At 61.0% G+C, this 15022-nt stretch carries 20 protein-coding genes; 5 read left to right on the top strand and 15 right to left on the bottom strand.

Annotated features, from left to right (window positions below):
* Positions 1–156: 156 nt before the first annotated feature.
* Together FZZ92_RS12715 and FZZ92_RS12710 are read left to right on the top strand one after the other, a co-directional pair.
* Positions 157–1089 carry a YihY/virulence factor BrkB family protein gene (locus tag FZZ92_RS12715; RefSeq protein ID WP_226398664.1) on the top strand — a complete coding sequence of 311 codons (933 nt, stop codon included), beginning with the start codon at positions 157–159 and terminating at the stop codon, positions 1087–1089.
* Positions 1090–1142: 53 nt separating this feature from the next.
* Positions 1143–1493: a hypothetical protein gene (locus FZZ92_RS12710; protein ID WP_166017687.1), complete on the top strand. Its 351-nt coding sequence runs from the start codon at positions 1143–1145 to the stop codon at positions 1491–1493.
* Here FZZ92_RS12710 and FZZ92_RS12705 read toward each other — a convergent pair.
* The 8 genes from FZZ92_RS12705 to FZZ92_RS12670 form a co-directional block, all read right to left on the bottom strand.
* The gene (locus FZZ92_RS12705) at positions 1469–1822 is read right to left on the bottom strand and encodes a DUF2834 domain-containing protein (protein ID WP_226398660.1); all 354 of its coding nucleotides are present in this window, start codon (positions 1820–1822) and stop codon (positions 1469–1471) included. The two genes, FZZ92_RS12710 and FZZ92_RS12705, sit on opposite strands and share 25 nt — an antisense overlap.
* Entirely contained in the window at positions 1815–2084 is a 270-nt protein-coding gene (xseB, locus tag FZZ92_RS12700) for an exodeoxyribonuclease VII small subunit (protein ID WP_115022588.1), read from the bottom strand. The genes FZZ92_RS12705 and xseB overlap by 8 nt, the downstream gene beginning before the upstream one ends.
* Positions 2084–3247 carry an exodeoxyribonuclease VII large subunit gene (gene xseA, locus FZZ92_RS12695; protein ID WP_226423361.1) on the bottom strand — a complete coding sequence of 388 codons (1164 nt, stop codon included), beginning with the start codon at positions 3245–3247 and terminating at the stop codon, positions 2084–2086. The genes xseB and xseA overlap by 1 nt, the downstream gene beginning before the upstream one ends.
* A complete protein-coding gene (locus FZZ92_RS12690) occupies positions 3237–3449 on the bottom strand; it encodes a hypothetical protein (protein ID WP_226423359.1) in 213 nt (70 codons plus the stop codon). Before FZZ92_RS12690 ends, xseA begins: the two co-directional genes overlap by 11 nt.
* Before the next feature lie 75 nt (positions 3450–3524).
* Positions 3525–3665 (bottom strand): chlorophyll a/b-binding protein, encoded by a 141-nt coding sequence (locus tag FZZ92_RS12685; RefSeq protein WP_115022585.1) that lies wholly within the window; start codon positions 3663–3665, stop codon positions 3525–3527.
* 96 nt (positions 3666–3761) lie between these two features.
* On the bottom strand, positions 3762–6266 hold the full coding sequence (gene hrpB / locus FZZ92_RS12680; RefSeq protein WP_226423358.1) for an ATP-dependent helicase HrpB: 2505 nt from the start codon (positions 6264–6266) through the stop codon (positions 3762–3764).
* A 220-nt stretch (positions 6267–6486) separates the two neighbouring features.
* Positions 6487–6870, bottom strand: coding sequence for a hypothetical protein (locus FZZ92_RS12675; RefSeq protein WP_115022581.1), 384 nt, complete (start codon positions 6868–6870; stop codon positions 6487–6489).
* Between the two features lie 33 nt (positions 6871–6903).
* Positions 6904–7176, bottom strand: a complete 273-nt coding sequence (locus FZZ92_RS12670) for a DUF2973 domain-containing protein (RefSeq protein ID WP_115022579.1) — start codon at positions 7174–7176, stop codon at positions 6904–6906.
* A 140-nt stretch (positions 7177–7316) separates the two neighbouring features.
* Between FZZ92_RS12670 and FZZ92_RS12665 the strand changes: the two genes are divergently transcribed.
* Positions 7317–8450 (top strand): trypsin-like peptidase domain-containing protein, encoded by a 1134-nt coding sequence (locus FZZ92_RS12665; protein ID WP_226423356.1) that lies wholly within the window; start codon positions 7317–7319, stop codon positions 8448–8450.
* 24 nt (positions 8451–8474) lie between these two features.
* On the opposite strand, the gene FZZ92_RS12660 is transcribed toward FZZ92_RS12665, so the two are convergent.
* Positions 8475–8657: a hypothetical protein gene (locus FZZ92_RS12660; protein WP_370630820.1), complete on the bottom strand. Its 183-nt coding sequence runs from the start codon at positions 8655–8657 to the stop codon at positions 8475–8477.
* Between the two features lie 119 nt (positions 8658–8776).
* Positions 8777–10501, bottom strand: a complete 1725-nt coding sequence (locus tag FZZ92_RS12655; protein ID WP_350223180.1) for an ABC-F family ATP-binding cassette domain-containing protein — start codon at positions 10499–10501, stop codon at positions 8777–8779.
* Positions 10502–10571: 70 nt separating this feature from the next.
* On the opposite strand from FZZ92_RS12655, the gene FZZ92_RS12650 reads away from it, so the two are divergent.
* Positions 10572–10748, top strand: a complete 177-nt coding sequence (locus FZZ92_RS12650; protein ID WP_226398652.1) for a hypothetical protein — start codon at positions 10572–10574, stop codon at positions 10746–10748.
* Here the strand turns inward: FZZ92_RS12650 and FZZ92_RS12645 are convergent.
* Together FZZ92_RS12645 and FZZ92_RS12640 are read right to left on the bottom strand one after the other, a co-directional pair.
* Entirely contained in the window at positions 10726–10956 is a 231-nt protein-coding gene (locus FZZ92_RS12645; protein ID WP_226398651.1) for a hypothetical protein, read from the bottom strand. The genes FZZ92_RS12650 and FZZ92_RS12645 overlap by 23 nt on opposite strands.
* A gap of 47 nt (positions 10957–11003) precedes the next feature.
* The gene (locus FZZ92_RS12640) at positions 11004–11303 is read right to left on the bottom strand and encodes a hypothetical protein (protein WP_226423355.1); all 300 of its coding nucleotides are present in this window, start codon (positions 11301–11303) and stop codon (positions 11004–11006) included.
* Positions 11304–11408: 105 nt separating this feature from the next.
* On the opposite strand from FZZ92_RS12640, the gene FZZ92_RS12635 reads away from it, so the two are divergent.
* Complete coding sequence (locus FZZ92_RS12635) at positions 11409–11702, top strand: hypothetical protein (protein ID WP_115022570.1); 294 nt, start codon at positions 11409–11411, stop codon at positions 11700–11702.
* 16 nt (positions 11703–11718) lie between these two features.
* On the opposite strand, the gene FZZ92_RS12630 is transcribed toward FZZ92_RS12635, so the two are convergent.
* Genes FZZ92_RS12630 through FZZ92_RS12620 form a run of 3 tightly spaced genes read right to left on the bottom strand, consistent with a single transcriptional unit; the run spans position 11719 to position 15007 of the window.
* A complete protein-coding gene (locus FZZ92_RS12630; RefSeq protein WP_226398650.1) occupies positions 11719–12858 on the bottom strand; it encodes an anhydro-N-acetylmuramic acid kinase in 1140 nt (379 codons plus the stop codon).
* Positions 12859–12862: 4 nt separating this feature from the next.
* On the bottom strand, positions 12863–13567 hold the full coding sequence (locus FZZ92_RS12625) for a TrkA family potassium uptake protein (protein WP_115022567.1): 705 nt from the start codon (positions 13565–13567) through the stop codon (positions 12863–12865).
* A 24-nt stretch (positions 13568–13591) separates the two neighbouring features.
* Positions 13592–15007, bottom strand: a complete 1416-nt coding sequence (locus FZZ92_RS12620) for a potassium transporter TrkG (protein ID WP_226423353.1) — start codon at positions 15005–15007, stop codon at positions 13592–13594.
* Positions 15008–15022 lie beyond the last annotated feature (15 nt).

The following is a 15022-nucleotide window of genomic DNA, read 5'->3' as shown; positions in this document are numbered from 1 at the left end:
CCCTGAGAAAATAGCTCGATGCCAGGTAAAACATTCTCTTAATAGGTTGATGATTGGCTGATTGTTGTAGCAATCACCATCACCAACCATGAAAAAGCCACCTCATTCGAGGTGGCTTTTTTGTTGTATGGTTTTAGAAGTCTTCTGAGCGAATCTGTGTCAAGACGTTCGCTTGTTCGACAGTTAGGTGGGCGGATATGGAATGCCTGTCAGCGCTGGAATAACGCTGAATGTGTGGATCTGAGTGCTGCTTTTGCTTATTTTGTCCTTCAGTCTTTTTTCCCGCTGCTGCTCATCGCTTTGTCTGTGGCGGCCAGGGTGTTTGGTGAAACAGATAGTTTGGATAATGTTTTGGCGTCGGTTACCCAGGTCCTCCCTCCTTCCGCAACCAACCTGGTGGATTCCACCCTGCGTGGGTTGGTGAATCAGGGATTTGGTGCAGGAATTCTTGGCGTAATTGTCTTGCTTCTAACTGCAAGTAATGCCTACTTAACATTGCAGCGTGGAGCTGATCGTCTTTGGTCAGACATTCTCCCGGACCCGGCGATTGACTTGCCTTGGTGGCAACAAGTGGTGCAGTTCTGTAAAACGCGTGTTGAAGCTTTTTTGACTGTCTTTGCTATATCGATTCTGATCGTCTTTCAGCAGTTGGTTCTCAGTATCAGACAGCTTCCGGAAGACATCCTTGGCGTTCTGGATGGTTTTATTCCTGGGTTGATGGCTCTTGTGCAATCCAGTCCCATTCTTCCCCTTGGGCGAATTCTCGTTCCAGCATTGATCTTGTCTTTGATGGCCCTGCTGCTTCAGATGGCCTTGCCCAGCCGGCGAGTTCCTAGAGCGCCTTTGATTCCTGGCTCATTGTTGATTGGTTTTGGATTGGCTTTGCTCAACAAAATTCTGAGCTTAAGTATCGTTTCTCTTGGTAATCGCTATCAGGCTTATGGGGTGATCGGGGGTGTTCTGGTGTTAACGCTTTGGGTTTGGTTGGTGGGTGTGATTCTTTATTTTGGTCAGTGTTTGAGTGTGGAATTAGCCGCAGTTCGTCTGGCCAAACCTCGGCTCGGGGAACCGAACAACCTGGCGCCTTGAACTTCGATAAGTCTCTGCGAAGCTGATCCAACGGACCATTTCCGTTGAGGCAAATGAATCGACCGCCAGCAGTGTTGTGGATTGCAGTTGTCTTGCTGTTGCTGGTGCCAACAGCGGCTGGTCGTCTGTTGCTCGATCTCGCAGGCGGTCTGCTGCTCACGCTCTTGGCGCTTCCCTTGATCCTGTCCGGTCTGGGGTGGATTGGCTGGAAGCTGTTGCAGTCGAGAATGATCACCTGCACTGCTTGTGGGGCTACTGGTCTGAAGGGCGCTGGCGTTTGCTCGTTTTGCGGGACGCCTTACCCCACCGCTGCAGACAACACTGGAGTTTCAGCTGCTCAGTCCACACCCGCGAGAGATCTCACGATTGATGTGATCGCTCAGGACGTGGATTCCGATTCCTGACCCTGCAGCTGCCGTTCCCGAAGAAACAGAAAGAACGGTGCCGCACAGGCAAAGGCCACTCCAAAGCTCAGAGGAATGGCCAGCCACCAGCCTTTGATCTTCTGGCGTGGACCCTCTACGCAGATCCACAGGGTGACCGCACTGGCCCCCACCAGTAGGTCAGCGCTCAATGAGCGTGAGGCCGCTGTGCTGTTCGCATCGGCGATGAACCGAGCCAAATCGAAGGCCTGACCGCCACCTTCAGCAATGAACTCCAGATTGGCTTTCCACGGCAGGATGGCTCCCAAAATTGCAAGGAGGAGATAGATCCAGGGCAGTGCCTTACGCATTGTTCGTGGGTTCAAGGGTTGTGGGGTCGAGTTCGACAATCGACTGTTCGACGCTGTCGAGCAGGGTCTGGCAACGGCTGAGGTAAATCTCACCGTGGAGAACCCGTTGCTGCAATTCCGCCAGGGGCACACTGTCGTTCTGCAGCTCAGCGAGCAGCAGATCAAGGGCCTGCATGGCTTCTTCGTAGTTGAGGCCAGCGGCATCGCTGCGCCAGCCTTCCATGCGATCGCGTAACTCTTTGCTGGGTTGGCGCTTGCTCATCAGGAGGTGGTTTTTGGGGAACTGCGTTGGATCTGATCGACCCGGGCGTCAAGCTTTCCGTCGCTCATCCGAATGCTGAGCTGATCTCCGATCTTGACGGATTGAAGGTCCGGGATGGCATCGCCGGAAGCATTGCTGACCAGGGCGAGGCCCCGTTTCAGCCAGCGTTCTGGAGACAGCGCTTTTAGCAACAGTTGTTTCTGCGCCAGCTCCTGGCGATGGCGCCTGATCCGCTCGAGAGGAGATTGTTGCCGTAACACAAAGGCCCGATCCTGGAGCCTTTGACGTTCGCGAAGGATTCGCCCCAGCAATGCGTCCCTCAATCGGCTTTGGCGTTGTACAAGCCCCTGGCGTGCAGCATCGCGGTCGGGCAGGAGCGCCACGATTGCCGCCGTGGGGGTGGCTGCGCGATGGTCTGCAACCAGATCTGCGACGGTCAGATCGTCTTCGTGGCCGAGTCCCGTCACCACAGGTACGGGGTAGCGCGCCAGCATGCGGCAGAGCGCTTCGTCATCGAATACCGCCAGGTCCTCCCGGCTTCCGCCGCCGCGCGCCAGCACCAGGGCTTGAATCCCTAGATCAACCGATCGTTCGGCCAGACCTTCCAGCGTGCGGACAATCTTGGAGGCCACTGCTCCCTGCACTGGAATCGGCACCACGATGAGTTGCGTCAGCGGCCAGCGTTCAGCGGCGGTGCGCAGCATGTCAGCCAGGGCGGAACTGGGCACACTTGTGAGCACCGCAATGGTTGAAGGTTGGCTCGGTAGCCGTCGCTGACGGCTGGGGTCAATCACTCCCTGCTCTTCCAGCAGCTGACGCACCCGTTCAAAGTCCCTCAGCACGGTGCTCAGGCTTGGGCGGATGTCCAGCGCCTGAACGGTGAGGCTGGCCCTCGCTGCCCAGAAATTCAGCTTGCCCACCACAGTGACGCCGTCACCGTCCTCGGGTTGGTAGCTCAGCTGGGCCAGTTTCGAAGCCCACACCACGCCCGAAATGCTGGCGGCGCCGTCGGTGAGGGTCAGCCAGAGGTGGCCTTTCTTGAGTTGAGGCCGCGAGACTGTTGCCTCTAACAAAAAACGCGGCGCAAAGCCGCGTTCAAGCAGGCTTCCGATGGCTGTGTTCAGTTCAGCAACGGAGTAAGTCGGAAGGCGATCAACGCTCAAGGCGGCTGTAGGCGTAACCCCAGTAGATGCAGACAATGGCCGAAATGCTGGTGACAAGAACGCCCCAGTGCTGGTGAATCTGAGTGGCGCCGATCGTGCAGATCACCAAGGCGCTGCTGAGCAGCCTTGATCCATCGCGTCTGTTCTGTACGTAGAGCGGTGCCAACGACTGACTCAGTGGAATGCACCCACTTTGATGCATCAGCGCTGGCCGATACCGAGGCAACAAAAAACCCCCCGGTGAGCCGAGGGGTTTTCTAGTTCCGCGGTGCGGAAATCAGCCGAGGCCGATCTGGGACAGGATGCCCTGGCCGGTCAGGAGCTCGGTGCCGAGACCGATCACGATGCCCATCATGGCCAGACGACCGTTCCAGGTTTCAGCGAAGTTGACGAAGCCGAAGCGTGCGTTGTCAGACATGAGGAAGAACCGATTTGGTTTGGTAACAATGTAACAAAGGTTGGAGTTTTGTTGCGAGTGCTAACGGCTACACGAAGGGGGATCCATTTCCATTGTTTACGCCTGCCCTCCACTTGACCTGCGTTTCGTGCGTGCGGTCGGCAGTGCCTGGCGGGGGTCGTCGGGCCAGGGGTGCTTGGGGTAGCGCCCTCGCATCTCGCGGCGCACGTCCTGATAGCTGCCTTGCCAGAAGCCTTTGAGATCCCGGGTGCGTTGCAGGGGACGTCCTGCCGGTGAGAGCAGTTCCAGGGTGACGGGGATACGACCATCCAGCACGTGGGGCCCGTCGTCACATCCGAACATCTCCTGCAATTTCACGGCAAGGATGACCTCGTCCCCTGTGTAAAGCAGTGTGGCCTGCCGGCCGGCTGGGATCGGGACGCGACGCGGCAAAAGCGCATCCAGCTGTTGTCTGAGGCTCCAGTCCAGATAGCCCCAGAGCGCTTCTTCCAGTGCTGCTGTGCTGATGTCGCCCCAACCCAGGCAGCCCTCCAGGGTTGGACCAAGCCAGATGTCAGCCTGCTCCAGCAGCGTCGTGAGATCCCTGGCCGGCCATGGGCTGCCCACCTGCTGATGCATCCATTCCAGCCGTTGGCGCAGCTGGTGGGTGCTGTCGGTCCAGGGCAGTGCGTCAAGGCTGGAGTTCTTCTGCAGCTGTTCGATGAGCAGGCTCCGGCATAGCGGCGCTGCTGGCGAAGGCTGTGGCGTGCGGCGCACCACCAATTCACCCAGTTTCAGCAGTCGTTCGGCGCGGATCCTCTGGCGTTCAGGATCCCAGCTGACGAAGTCCTGCCAATGGCCGTCTTGCTCAGCGATGGTCAGCAGGGTGCTCTGGCTCAGGGCCACTGCCATCTGGATGCGGGTGTCTCTGTCGCCCACGTCGACCCTGGCGACAGCCAGGGCCGGGCTCCCCTGAAGCGGATCCCAGGGAAGCAGCACGGCGCCGCGTCCCTGGCGCAACTGATAGCGACCGGTCTGGTCCGGTCGCTCTTGCGCTAGCCATTCCGGAAAGGCCGCCAGGATCAGATCGCCGGCGCTGACGGACGATCCCTGGTTCTGGGGTGAAGGGCCAAGTCGCTTCAGTTGGCGGTGGAGCTGCTGGCTGAGCGTTCGCAGTGATGGATGGCGCTGGATGCTGTTGAGCCGGGCCTCGAGATCGCTACCGATTTGGCGGCGATCGAAGGGATCCCTTTCGCTGAGGATTGCTGCCAAATCACACCCCAGCTGGGGGGCGCCCTGCTCATGGGCCTCCAGCAGCAGCATGCCGAGACGGGGGTGAACGCCCAGGCCGCCGATCAACCGTCCCCGCCTGCTGATGCGGCCGTCTTGCTCCAGCAGGCCGAGCTGTTGCAGGCCGTGCTGTCCCTTCTGCATGGCGGCTGCAGGTGGTGGGTCCAGCCATGGCAGTTCTTCGCCCAGTCCAGCGCCCCACTGGGCCAGTTCCATCAATACGGGCTGGGGATCCGCCAGCAGTAGTTCGGGGGGGTGGAAGCGTGGTCGTCGCTGTTGCTCCGCGGGTGACCAGAGGCGGATGCAGCTGCCTGGGCATTGGCGGCCGGCTCGGCCCCTGCGCTGCTCCGCACTGGCCAGGCTGGAGGCTGTCGTCTCCAGGCCTTCCATTTGGGTGTTGGGGTCGTAGCGCAGTTGACGGCTGAGGCCGCTGTCAATCACCAGCCGCACACCATCGATTGTGAGGGAGCTTTCGGCAATGGCACTGGCCAGGATGATGCTGCCGTCCTGGTTCGGATCGCAGCGCTGGAGGGCTGAACTCTGTTGTTGCAGTGGGAGTTGCCCATGCAGCACTTGAATGCGCCAGTTCTGCAGAGCCGCTGCTTCGGTCAGGGTCTGCCTGCAGCGTTCAATCTCCGCCAGTCCAGGCAGGAAGACCAGTACACCGCTTCCCTGAGGTTGCTCGAGGGCATGGTGCTCAATGGCGCGTAACACCTGTCGAGGCAGGGGTTCGTCCGGTCGTGGCGCTTGGTGATGGGTCTCCACCGGGTAACAGCGGCCTGGGCTTTCCAGCACTGTCGCTTCGGGCAGGCGTTCTCTCAGGTCGGACAGATCCAGCGTGGCGGACATCAACATCAACGCCAGGTCTGGATTCAGCAGCGGACGCGCTTCTCGCAGCAGCGCGAGGGCCAGATCCGCATCACGCCCCCTCTCATGAAATTCATCGAAAATTACGCAGCCCACCCCATCCAGTGAGGGGTCGCTCTGCAGGCGCCGCAGGAAGAGGCCGTCGGTGATCACCTCCACCTGGGTGCGGCTGGATCGTTTCTGTTCCCCGCGTACGGCATAGCCGATGCGGCCACCCACGTCTTCTCCGAGGCTCGTGGCGAGGCGGGCGGCGGCGGCCTTGGTGGCCAGCCGCCGCGGCTCAATCATCCAGATTTTTTGCTTCCCTGCGAAGACCCCCGGTCCTTCCGTCAGGGCCCCGATCAGCGCTAAGGGAACCCGTGTGGTCTTACCTGCCCCGGGTGGCGCCTGCAGCAGAACTGTTTGTCCCGGGCGAACTTCAGAGCAGATCCGCGCCAGCAGGGCGTCGATCGGGAACTGGCTCAAACCGGTGCTGCCGCTCGATTCATGGGACGAGATTCATCAGGCCCAACAGAAGCAGGCTGCTGATGGCGCCAACAGCGGCCAGCAACCGCACAAGGGGCCCGATGGAAACAACGAGGGAGGCCATAAAGACTTTCTTAAAGGCCGAATTGATTCCGGTCTAGCCCCTTGGTTTTCGCCTCGCTGCATTCATTCGCACGCCTTTACACACGCTGTGCCTCGATCAACGCACGTGGCGTGTTCCATCAACGGGGTGGTACTCCTCGCCGGTGAGTTCTTCGAACACGATCGCCGGAAGGCCGGTCTCGAACATGGTTTGCAGCGCCTCCTTGAGATAAGGGTTCCAGCCACCGGTGCTCACCTGGCCGTGACGGACGGTCCAGTCCCAGGTGCCCTGAAGGTCGCGGGGGATCCTGCCTTCCCGGTCACGACGGGCCACCAGATCAAGAGATTCGACAAGTCCCACGGTGATGGGGTCCTTTCCGTAAGCGGGAGTCAGGCTCAATTCCAAGCGAACCGGATCTTCTTTCATCAGCCGAAGCCGAAACCGGGGGGGCAGCTTGATGCCCTTGATGACCGCGGCAACGATGCGTGTTCTCTGATCCACTCAGGCGACCCCTGTCGACTCCAAGCGCCCAATTTATTCAGTGCCGGGTCCAGCGGCCGTCGAGGTCTCGTCATCGTCACCGCCGAAGCGCACCGTCAGCAGGTCTTCTTCTGTAATGCGTCCCTCGCTGTCCAGCAGTTCCGGGTGGATGGTGACCTGGCCAGTGCGGTCGATGGGATCGCTGCTGGGGCCACTGCTGATCGGACCACTCGCAGCACGAAAACCCTTGCTCATAACGCGGAAGGCCTGCCAGAGCAGGGCCACAAACAACGCGCCGTAGAGCAGCGGAAACAGTGAACCGAGCATGACCCTCCACCCAACTGAATCTCTTCATTCTCACGCTATCGGGATCCCGGTTGCACGCGGTCACAGCTTTGACATCGCTGGTGGCTTTTTTTGCGTCTGCTCTGCGTAGCGTCCAGTCAGCTGATCGCCCTGCAGCTGTGATGACCTCTCAGTCCCGCTCGCTCGTCGCCTCCGCTCTGGCAGGAGGGTTGTTGTTGGCCGGTGTTGGATCGATCCCGTTCATCGTTGGCCCTCAGGAGGCTGAGGCGCGGCCAGCGATCCGTCGCGACTCGTTTGTGGCCGCCGCTGTCAAGCGCAGTGGTCCAGCAGTGGTCACTCTGGAGACAGCTCGGACCGTGAATCAGTCCGGTGCTGCGGGGGTGCCGCCAGCCCTGATGCGGGACCCCCTGTTTCGCCATTTCTTTGGCATTCCACGCTCCACAGCACCGCGGGCCAAAGTTCAGCGCGGCCAGGGGAGTGGGGTCATTTTCGATGCCAGGGGTCTGCTCCTGACCAATGCCCATGTTGTGGAGGGGGCGGATCAACTCACCGTGGGGCTTTCCGACGGGAGAAGGGTGCCTGCCCGGGTGGTGGGCAAAGACAGCCTTACGGATCTCGCGGTGGTGCGTCTGGAGGGGGCTGGACCCTGGCCAGTCGCTGATTTAGGCGATTCTGATCGGCTCAGCGTTGGCGACTGGGCGATTGCCGTTGGCAACCCCTTTGGCCTGGAGAGCACGGTGACATTAGGAATCATCAGCAACCTCAACCGCAACGTTGCTCAGCTTGGGATTTCGGGCAAGCGTCTGGATCTGATTCAGACCGACGCGGCGATTAATCCCGGTAATTCCGGCGGGCCGCTCCTCAATGCCGATGGGGAGGTGATCGGGATCAACACCCTGGTCCGATCAGGGCCAGGGGCGGGGCTTGGTTTTGCCATTCCCAGCAATCGCGCCCGTGCCATTGCGGAACAGCTGGTGACCCTGGGCAAGGCCCGTCATCCGGTGATCGGCATTCGTCTTTCTCCGGTGCCCCGGCCCACGCCGACATCCCAGGTGCCAGCAGGAGCGGTCATTCGCTCTGTCCAGCCTGGGGGGCCAGCGGACCGCGCCGGGCTCAAGGTGGATGACGTAATCACGAGTTTTGATGGCAAGACTGTTGCTGACCCTGCAGCCGTGGTCAGTGCCATCGATCGCCGCGGTGTGGGAGCCACGGTTGTGTTGGGGGTGCGTCGCGGTGAGGACCAGGTCATGATCGAAGTCAAGCCGGTCGATCTGTCGGCCTTGACCTCAAGCTGAAGTCTCGACGTCAGACGTCAGACGTCAGACGTCGTCGGAGTCCCTTAGTTGTTCCACGCATTGGGTGATGCATTCGCCGTCGTCGAGCGAACAGGTGGTGATGCACTGGAAATAGGTTTCCACTGCGTCCCAGGTCTGCTCGTGGGTTTCCGCGCCTTGGGCTGATGAACCGCCAACGGGTTCGGTGTTGCCTGGGCCGGAAACCATTCTCATCGGTGCTGGGGATCAGTTTTGTCAGCCTATGCAGACGAAAACACCAGGTAAAGAGAAATAAGTCTTCCTGCCTAAGGGTGTGTGAAGTTTTCGGTGGGGTGGCTCGATGCTCGTCAAGCCGCCTTTTTGCGCCGGGCATCTCGAGCTTTCTGCTTTTCCTTATTGGCTTTTCGCTTGGCCTCTCGCTCCATGGCCAGTTCTTTCTCCTTGGCTTCAGCCCTTTCCTCCTCTTTTTTCTCGAGGTAGTAGTTGTAATCCCCCCGGTACATCACCAGTTCACCCTCCCGCAGTTCGACGATCCTGTTGGCCACGCGGGAGATGAAATAGCGGTCGTGGGAGACCAGTAGCGCGGCTCCTTCGTAGGCCATTAAGGCGTCCTCGAGCATCTGCTTGGCCGGGATGTCGAGGTGATTGGTGGGCTCATCCAAGACCAGAAGATTGCAGGGGGTCAGTAGCATTAGCGCCAGTGCCAGACGGGCTTTCTCGCCTCCGCTGAGCTTCCCGACCTCTTTGAACACTGAGTCGTTGCTGAAGCAGAAACTGCCCAGCAGCGAACGAACCTGGGTCTGGGTCCAATCGGGGACCGCTTCGTACATCGTGTCAATCACGGTCTTGGAGAGATCCAGAGCTTCGGCTTGGTTCTGTTCGAAGTAGCCCGCAATGACGTTGTGCTCCCCCAGTCGGGCACTGCCTTCATCGGGAGGTTCCACCCCCATGACCAGGCGCAGCAGGGTGGACTTACCCGCACCGTTGGGACCCACGAAGGCGATGCGGTCGCCCCGCTCCACCTCCAGTTCAGCCCCCAGAAACAGAATCTTGTCTCCATAGCTGTGGGTGACGTTGTCGATCAGGGCAACCTGTGCGCCTGAGCGCGGAGCGGGCGGGAACTGGAAACTCGGCCCTGCCACAGATTCGATCGGTGCCTCCACCCGTTCCACCTTGTCCAGTTGCTTCTCACGGCTTTTGGCCTGGGTGCTGCGGGTAGCGCTGGCGCGAAAACGATCGATATAGGCCTGTTGGGTGGCGATGTCTTTCTGCTGGCGTTCGAAGGCCGCCTGCGTGGCCTCCCGTTCCATTTGTTTCTGCTCCAGGTGGGCGGTGTAGTTCCCCAGATAGCTGCGGGACACCCCCCTTTCGGTGGAGACAATTTGATTGCAGACCCGGTCGAGGAAGGTGCGGTCGTGGCTGATGACGACGAGGGCAGCGCTCTGCTCCAGCAGGTAGGTTTCCAGCCACTGGATGGTCTCGACATCCAGATGGTTGGTCGGTTCATCCAGCAGCAGCAGATCCGGCTCCTGAAGCAAAATTTTCCCCAGGGCGATCCGCATCTGCCAGCCCCCGGAATAGTCCTTCACCTGCAGCTCAGCGCCCTCGGGGGTGAAGCCGATCGTGGGCAGGAGCTTGTCGATCCGGGCGTCGAGTTCGTAGCCATGCAGTGCTTCGAAACGGCTCTGCAGCTGTCCCAGTTGTTGGATCAGCTGATCCAGATGATCGGGATCTTCAGCAGCGCGTTCCGACCCCATCGCCTCTTCCACCTGCTGTTGGCGGTTCATCACTTCGGCGGCTTCACCAAAGGCTTGGAACAGCTCCTGGCGCACTGTGCGCTCCAGATCCACATCGAATTCCTGCTGGAGATAGGCGATGCGGGGTTCTCCCTGACGCACCACCTGGCCGCTGGTCGGTTCCTCGTGTCCGGCGATCAGACGCATCTGGGTGGATTTGCCGGCGCCGTTCACCCCCACCAGTCCGATCCGGTCTCCGGGTTTCACCTCCCAGGTCACCGCGCGAAGCACTTCCCCAGTGGGATAGATCTTGCTGACGTTTTCGAGTCGCAGCACCGGCGGAAGGCGTCCTTCCCCCCATCATCCCTGTCGGCACACTGGGGAAGGTTTCCGGAGGGTGCTCGCCATGCTGAAACTGGAGCAGCTGGCCGCTCTTGTGGTGGCCGCAGGCCTGGCGATCGTGAGTTATGTGCTGTTCTTCAGTTGGGCCGGAGGTGGTGGCTACGAACGCCGGCAGCGCGTCGAGCCCCAGGCTTTATTGAAGTCCGTCTCGCCCAACTTCAAAGACCGCCCCTCGCTTTAACCACCCAGCGGTTGCTGTCTTCATCGTTCAGGCTTGCCAGATGCTCGCGCACCTCTTGGGCTGTGACTGGCAGGCCCAGTTCGTTGCCCAGATTGCAGATGCTGTCCATGGCGCCGTTGGGGTCCTGGAGGGCTTGGCGGAACAGCGCCTGCGTCTGATCAGGATTGCTGCTGATGCGGGCGTACAGCGATGCGGCGTTGGAAGACATCGCGGTTTAAGCAACTGTTCAAACGCTATTCAGGACCGAAGGCCTTGTCAGGCGGCCTGTTCGATGCCGTCATCGAGCTGCCCCAGGGCAGAAGCATCTTCCATGCTGCGGGCATCCATGCAGAGCACCTTGCGCAGTTGGGCGTAGTTAGCTGCCTGGGTGTTACGCCCTTCCTGGGAGGCACCGTATTCAGCCCGCTGCAGCACATGGTGCAGGTGGGTCAAAAGGTAGGTGCTGATCACCGCTGACACCAGGACATCGCTGTTTTCGGCGCTGCGACGGGGGCGTCGCGACCGACTGCGTGATCCGGCAGGGCTGCGACGGGAGCGGGATGCGGCTTGTGTCATGGGGTTCTCCGAGGAGGACCAGTGCCCCCACCATAGTCATGGATACTACCCTTGACCACCTCTGTACACTTTTCACTAACTGAGCCTCTTTCTGGGGATCCGGTCGTGCCCACCCGTCAGACCTCATCCAGTGGGAAGCCCAAGTCCCCAAGAATTCAGGTGGTTCTGCCTGAGGATCTTTGTGAGCGCTTGACCGCCATGGCCGAGCTGGAATCCCGCACGGTGAGCAACATGGCGCGGGTGCTGATCCAGCAGGGGGTGCAGCGCCACGAGAAGGCTCTGGAGGCGTCTGCTCCCGCCCCAACACGCGAGGAGCGCCTCCGGTCGGCACTGGAATCACAGCAGCCACGCCGTCTGCGGGGAGCACCCCGGCGCTTGCGCCTGCACCGGCCTGGCTAGGCCTAGGCCGCTCCGATCAAGCTGGAGGCACCAGTACGCCAAGCACGGTTTCGCGACTAGCCCCTGTGACGGCAGGCACGTTGCCGGGGTGGTTCTGCTGGTGCCACCAGGCCAGCAGCGCGAAGACCAGGGCCTCTCTCGCCTCTGCCGGTACCCCGAGAGTGCTGCTCTCATCCACCTGGGCACCACGGCAGCGCCGGCGCAACTCGTTGATCAACACCGGGTTTTGGCTTCCACCTCCAGCGGTGATCAGTTCGATCGGTGCGATGCCGCGTGTCTGGCGCAGATGCTCCAGATCCTGGGCGACGATGGCTGCGGAGAAGGCCGTCAGGGTCGCGATGGTGTCGGCCGCTGAGGCTCCATCGAGCTGATCCAGCCGTCGGTTGAGATCCTCTCGCCCGAAGCACTCCCGTCCGGTGGATTTCGGCGGTGCCATCTGGAAATAATCCTCCTGGAGCCAGCGCTGGATCCGGGCCTCATCCGCTTGGCCCTGCGCTGCCATCGCTCCTCCCTTGTCGAAGCTTTGGGCCCCAGCGGTGAAGTGGCGCATGCCGAGGTCGATCAGGCTGTTCGCTGGTCCGCAGTCCCATCCCAAGACCGAGGCATGGCGCTCCGCGCCACTGCATGGGGGGATCAGGGTGAGGTTGGCAATTCCGCCCAGGTTCAGCAGCGCCCGCCAGCCCTCGGTGCTCCCCAAAAGCGCCGCATCCGGCCGAGGAACGAGGGGTGCTCCTTGCCCACCGAGGGCCAGATCAGCGGCGCGGAAGTCATGGATCACAGGCCGCTGGAGCAGATGGGCCAGGAGCGGCGCCTGCAGCATCTGCCAGCTCGAACCCCGCCTACCCTGGGCCGGCGGACGATGCCAGACGGTCTGACCATGGCAGCCGATCACTTCGGCTTTCCCTTCGGGATCGCATGCCATGACTGCGTTTGCCTGCGCTTCTGTGATCGTTTCCGCCAGCTCCAGCCAGAGGGATGCGGGCATTGCTGCTCCCTGGCCGGCGGCCACCACCTGCTGCTGCAGCTGGGGCGGGTAGGGCTGATGGTGGTGGCGAATCAAGGACCACTGCGGACGTTGGGCAGGGCCGTCGAAGCGCGCCAGCACGGCATCGACACCATCGGCACTGGTCCCGCTCATCAGCCCGAGGCAGTGCATTGGCTCAGATTTTTGGCAGGCGTTGCAGGTCGTCCACCAGCCCCATTACCACCAGAAGGTGACCCTCCTCGAGCACATGGGATGCCGGTGGGTTCACCATCAAGCTGCTTTGCGGCCCGGCCGCCAGCACATTGACCCGGAAGTTCTTGCGCAGATTCAGATCTCGGAGCGACCGCCCCACAAACGGTTCTGGAACCTTGATCTCCTCGATGCAGTGCTGTTCATCCAGGGCCAAGCGCTCCATCAAGTTGGGGCGAACCAGTTCAAGACCCAGGCGTTCTCCCTGCATCCGCGAGGGGAAGATCACCCGGTCTGCCCCAACCCGTTTCAGCATTTTTTCGTGGAGGTCGCTCGTCGCCCTGGCGATCACCTGGCGCACCCGGCTTCCCTCACTGTCTTTGGCGATCAACGTCGCGGTGATGCTGGCTTCGATCGGTTCACTAATCGCCACCACCACAGTGCCCATCTCAAGCACGCCAGCTTCCCGCAGAGCTTCTTCGTCGGTGCAGTCGACAACGCGGGCTTCCACGCTGGGCTCCACCTGACGCAGTTCATCGACCGCCCGTTCCGAGCGGTCCACGGCCAGAACGTCGGCTCCGTTCTGGAGCAGTTCGCGGCAAACGGCGATGCCGAAACGGCCGACGCCGATGATCGCGAAGCCGAGGCGATCGCTGCCCTGGATCGGGCTCCACTGCCACCACTCCTTCATCGCTCTATCCCCCGCTGATAGTCCTCAGACATACAGATCCTCGCTGGGATAACCGATTCGATTCTGGCGATTCATCTGAATTTGTTCCTGGGTCATCGCTTCCCAGATCGCACTCAATAGAAGCAGGATTCCCAGTCGTCCTACAAACATTCCCACCATCAGAACAGCCTGGCCGAAACGGGGAAGTTCAACGGTTACCCCGAGATCCAGCCCCACCGTGGCAAAGGCGGAGACGCAGGTGAACAGCATTTCCATAAACGTGAACGAATCCTTGCCGTTCAAATTGCTGGCGATGCTGATCAGCAGAGCCATGGTCATCACGAACAGCAGTGAGCCCACCGTGATGCCCACGGCCCGCAACACGACCTTGTCGCTGATGGTTCGGTTGCGGATCACCACGGCCTCACGGCCTCGCAGGGTGGATCGCGTGGCCGCCATCAAGGCAGCCACGGTGGTGGTCTTGATTCCTCCACCGGTGCCGCCGGGACTGGCCCCAATGAACATCAGCACCATCAGCAATAGCAGGCTGGATTCGGTGACGTTCTCGAGTGAGAGCGGAACGGTGGTGAAGCCGGCCGTGCGAGCCGTTACGGATTCAAATAGAGCCGTCAGCCAACGCTCAGGCAAGGGCATGCCCGTGAAGATTTCGCCCTGGTTCAACCATTCCGTAAGGGCTAAACCGCCTGCCCCGAAGGCGATGAGCAGCATGGTGGTGCGGAGCACAAGGCGGGAGTGCAGGCTCAGTCGACGTCGTCCTCGCCGTCTTCGCAGGAGCTGTGTGCTCATATCGCTGGTCACCCGCCAACCCAGGCCACCGGTCACGATCAGCAGCATCACGACGGCATTCACCACACCATTGCTCCGGTAGCGCTCGAGGCTGTCGGACCAGAGCCCAAACCCGGCGTTGTTGTAGGCCGAAATGCTGTGGAACACGGCGGCCCAGAGACGTTCGCTGTTGTTGGGAATGTCATCGAAGCCGAAGTGGTACAGGATCACCGCGCCCATCAGGATCACCAGCGTCGCCGTCAGGGCAATGCCACGAAAGGTGCGTCCCACGCCTCCTACGCCGAATTCGTCGAGGGCCTGGCCCCGGTCCAGGCGACGACGCAATGCTGTTCCCTGCACCACAAATCCCTGCAGAAATGTGGTGATGGCCATCAGGCCAAGGCCCCCGGCCAGGATCATCAAGGCCAGTACCGCCTGGCCGAAGGTCGTCAGGTCCGTGCCGATGTCGATGATCGAGAGCCCCGTCACGGTGATGGCGGACGTGGCTGTGAACAGAGCTTCCCAAAGCCCCACGCTGCTCGAGGAGCACAGCGGAGTGGCCAGAAGCAGCGTGCCGATCAGTACCACCAGCAAACCGGTCACCACGGTGAACTGGGGAACCGTGAGCCGACGATGCCAGCCCTGGCTGCGTTCGATGGCTCTTCCGATCGGCACAGGCGTGTGCGAGAT

Source organism: Synechococcus sp. MU1611, assembly GCF_020514255.1.
Classification (GTDB): domain Bacteria; phylum Cyanobacteriota; class Cyanobacteriia; order PCC-6307; family Cyanobiaceae; genus Parasynechococcus.
This window is presented reverse-complemented; position numbering and strand designations above follow the sequence as displayed.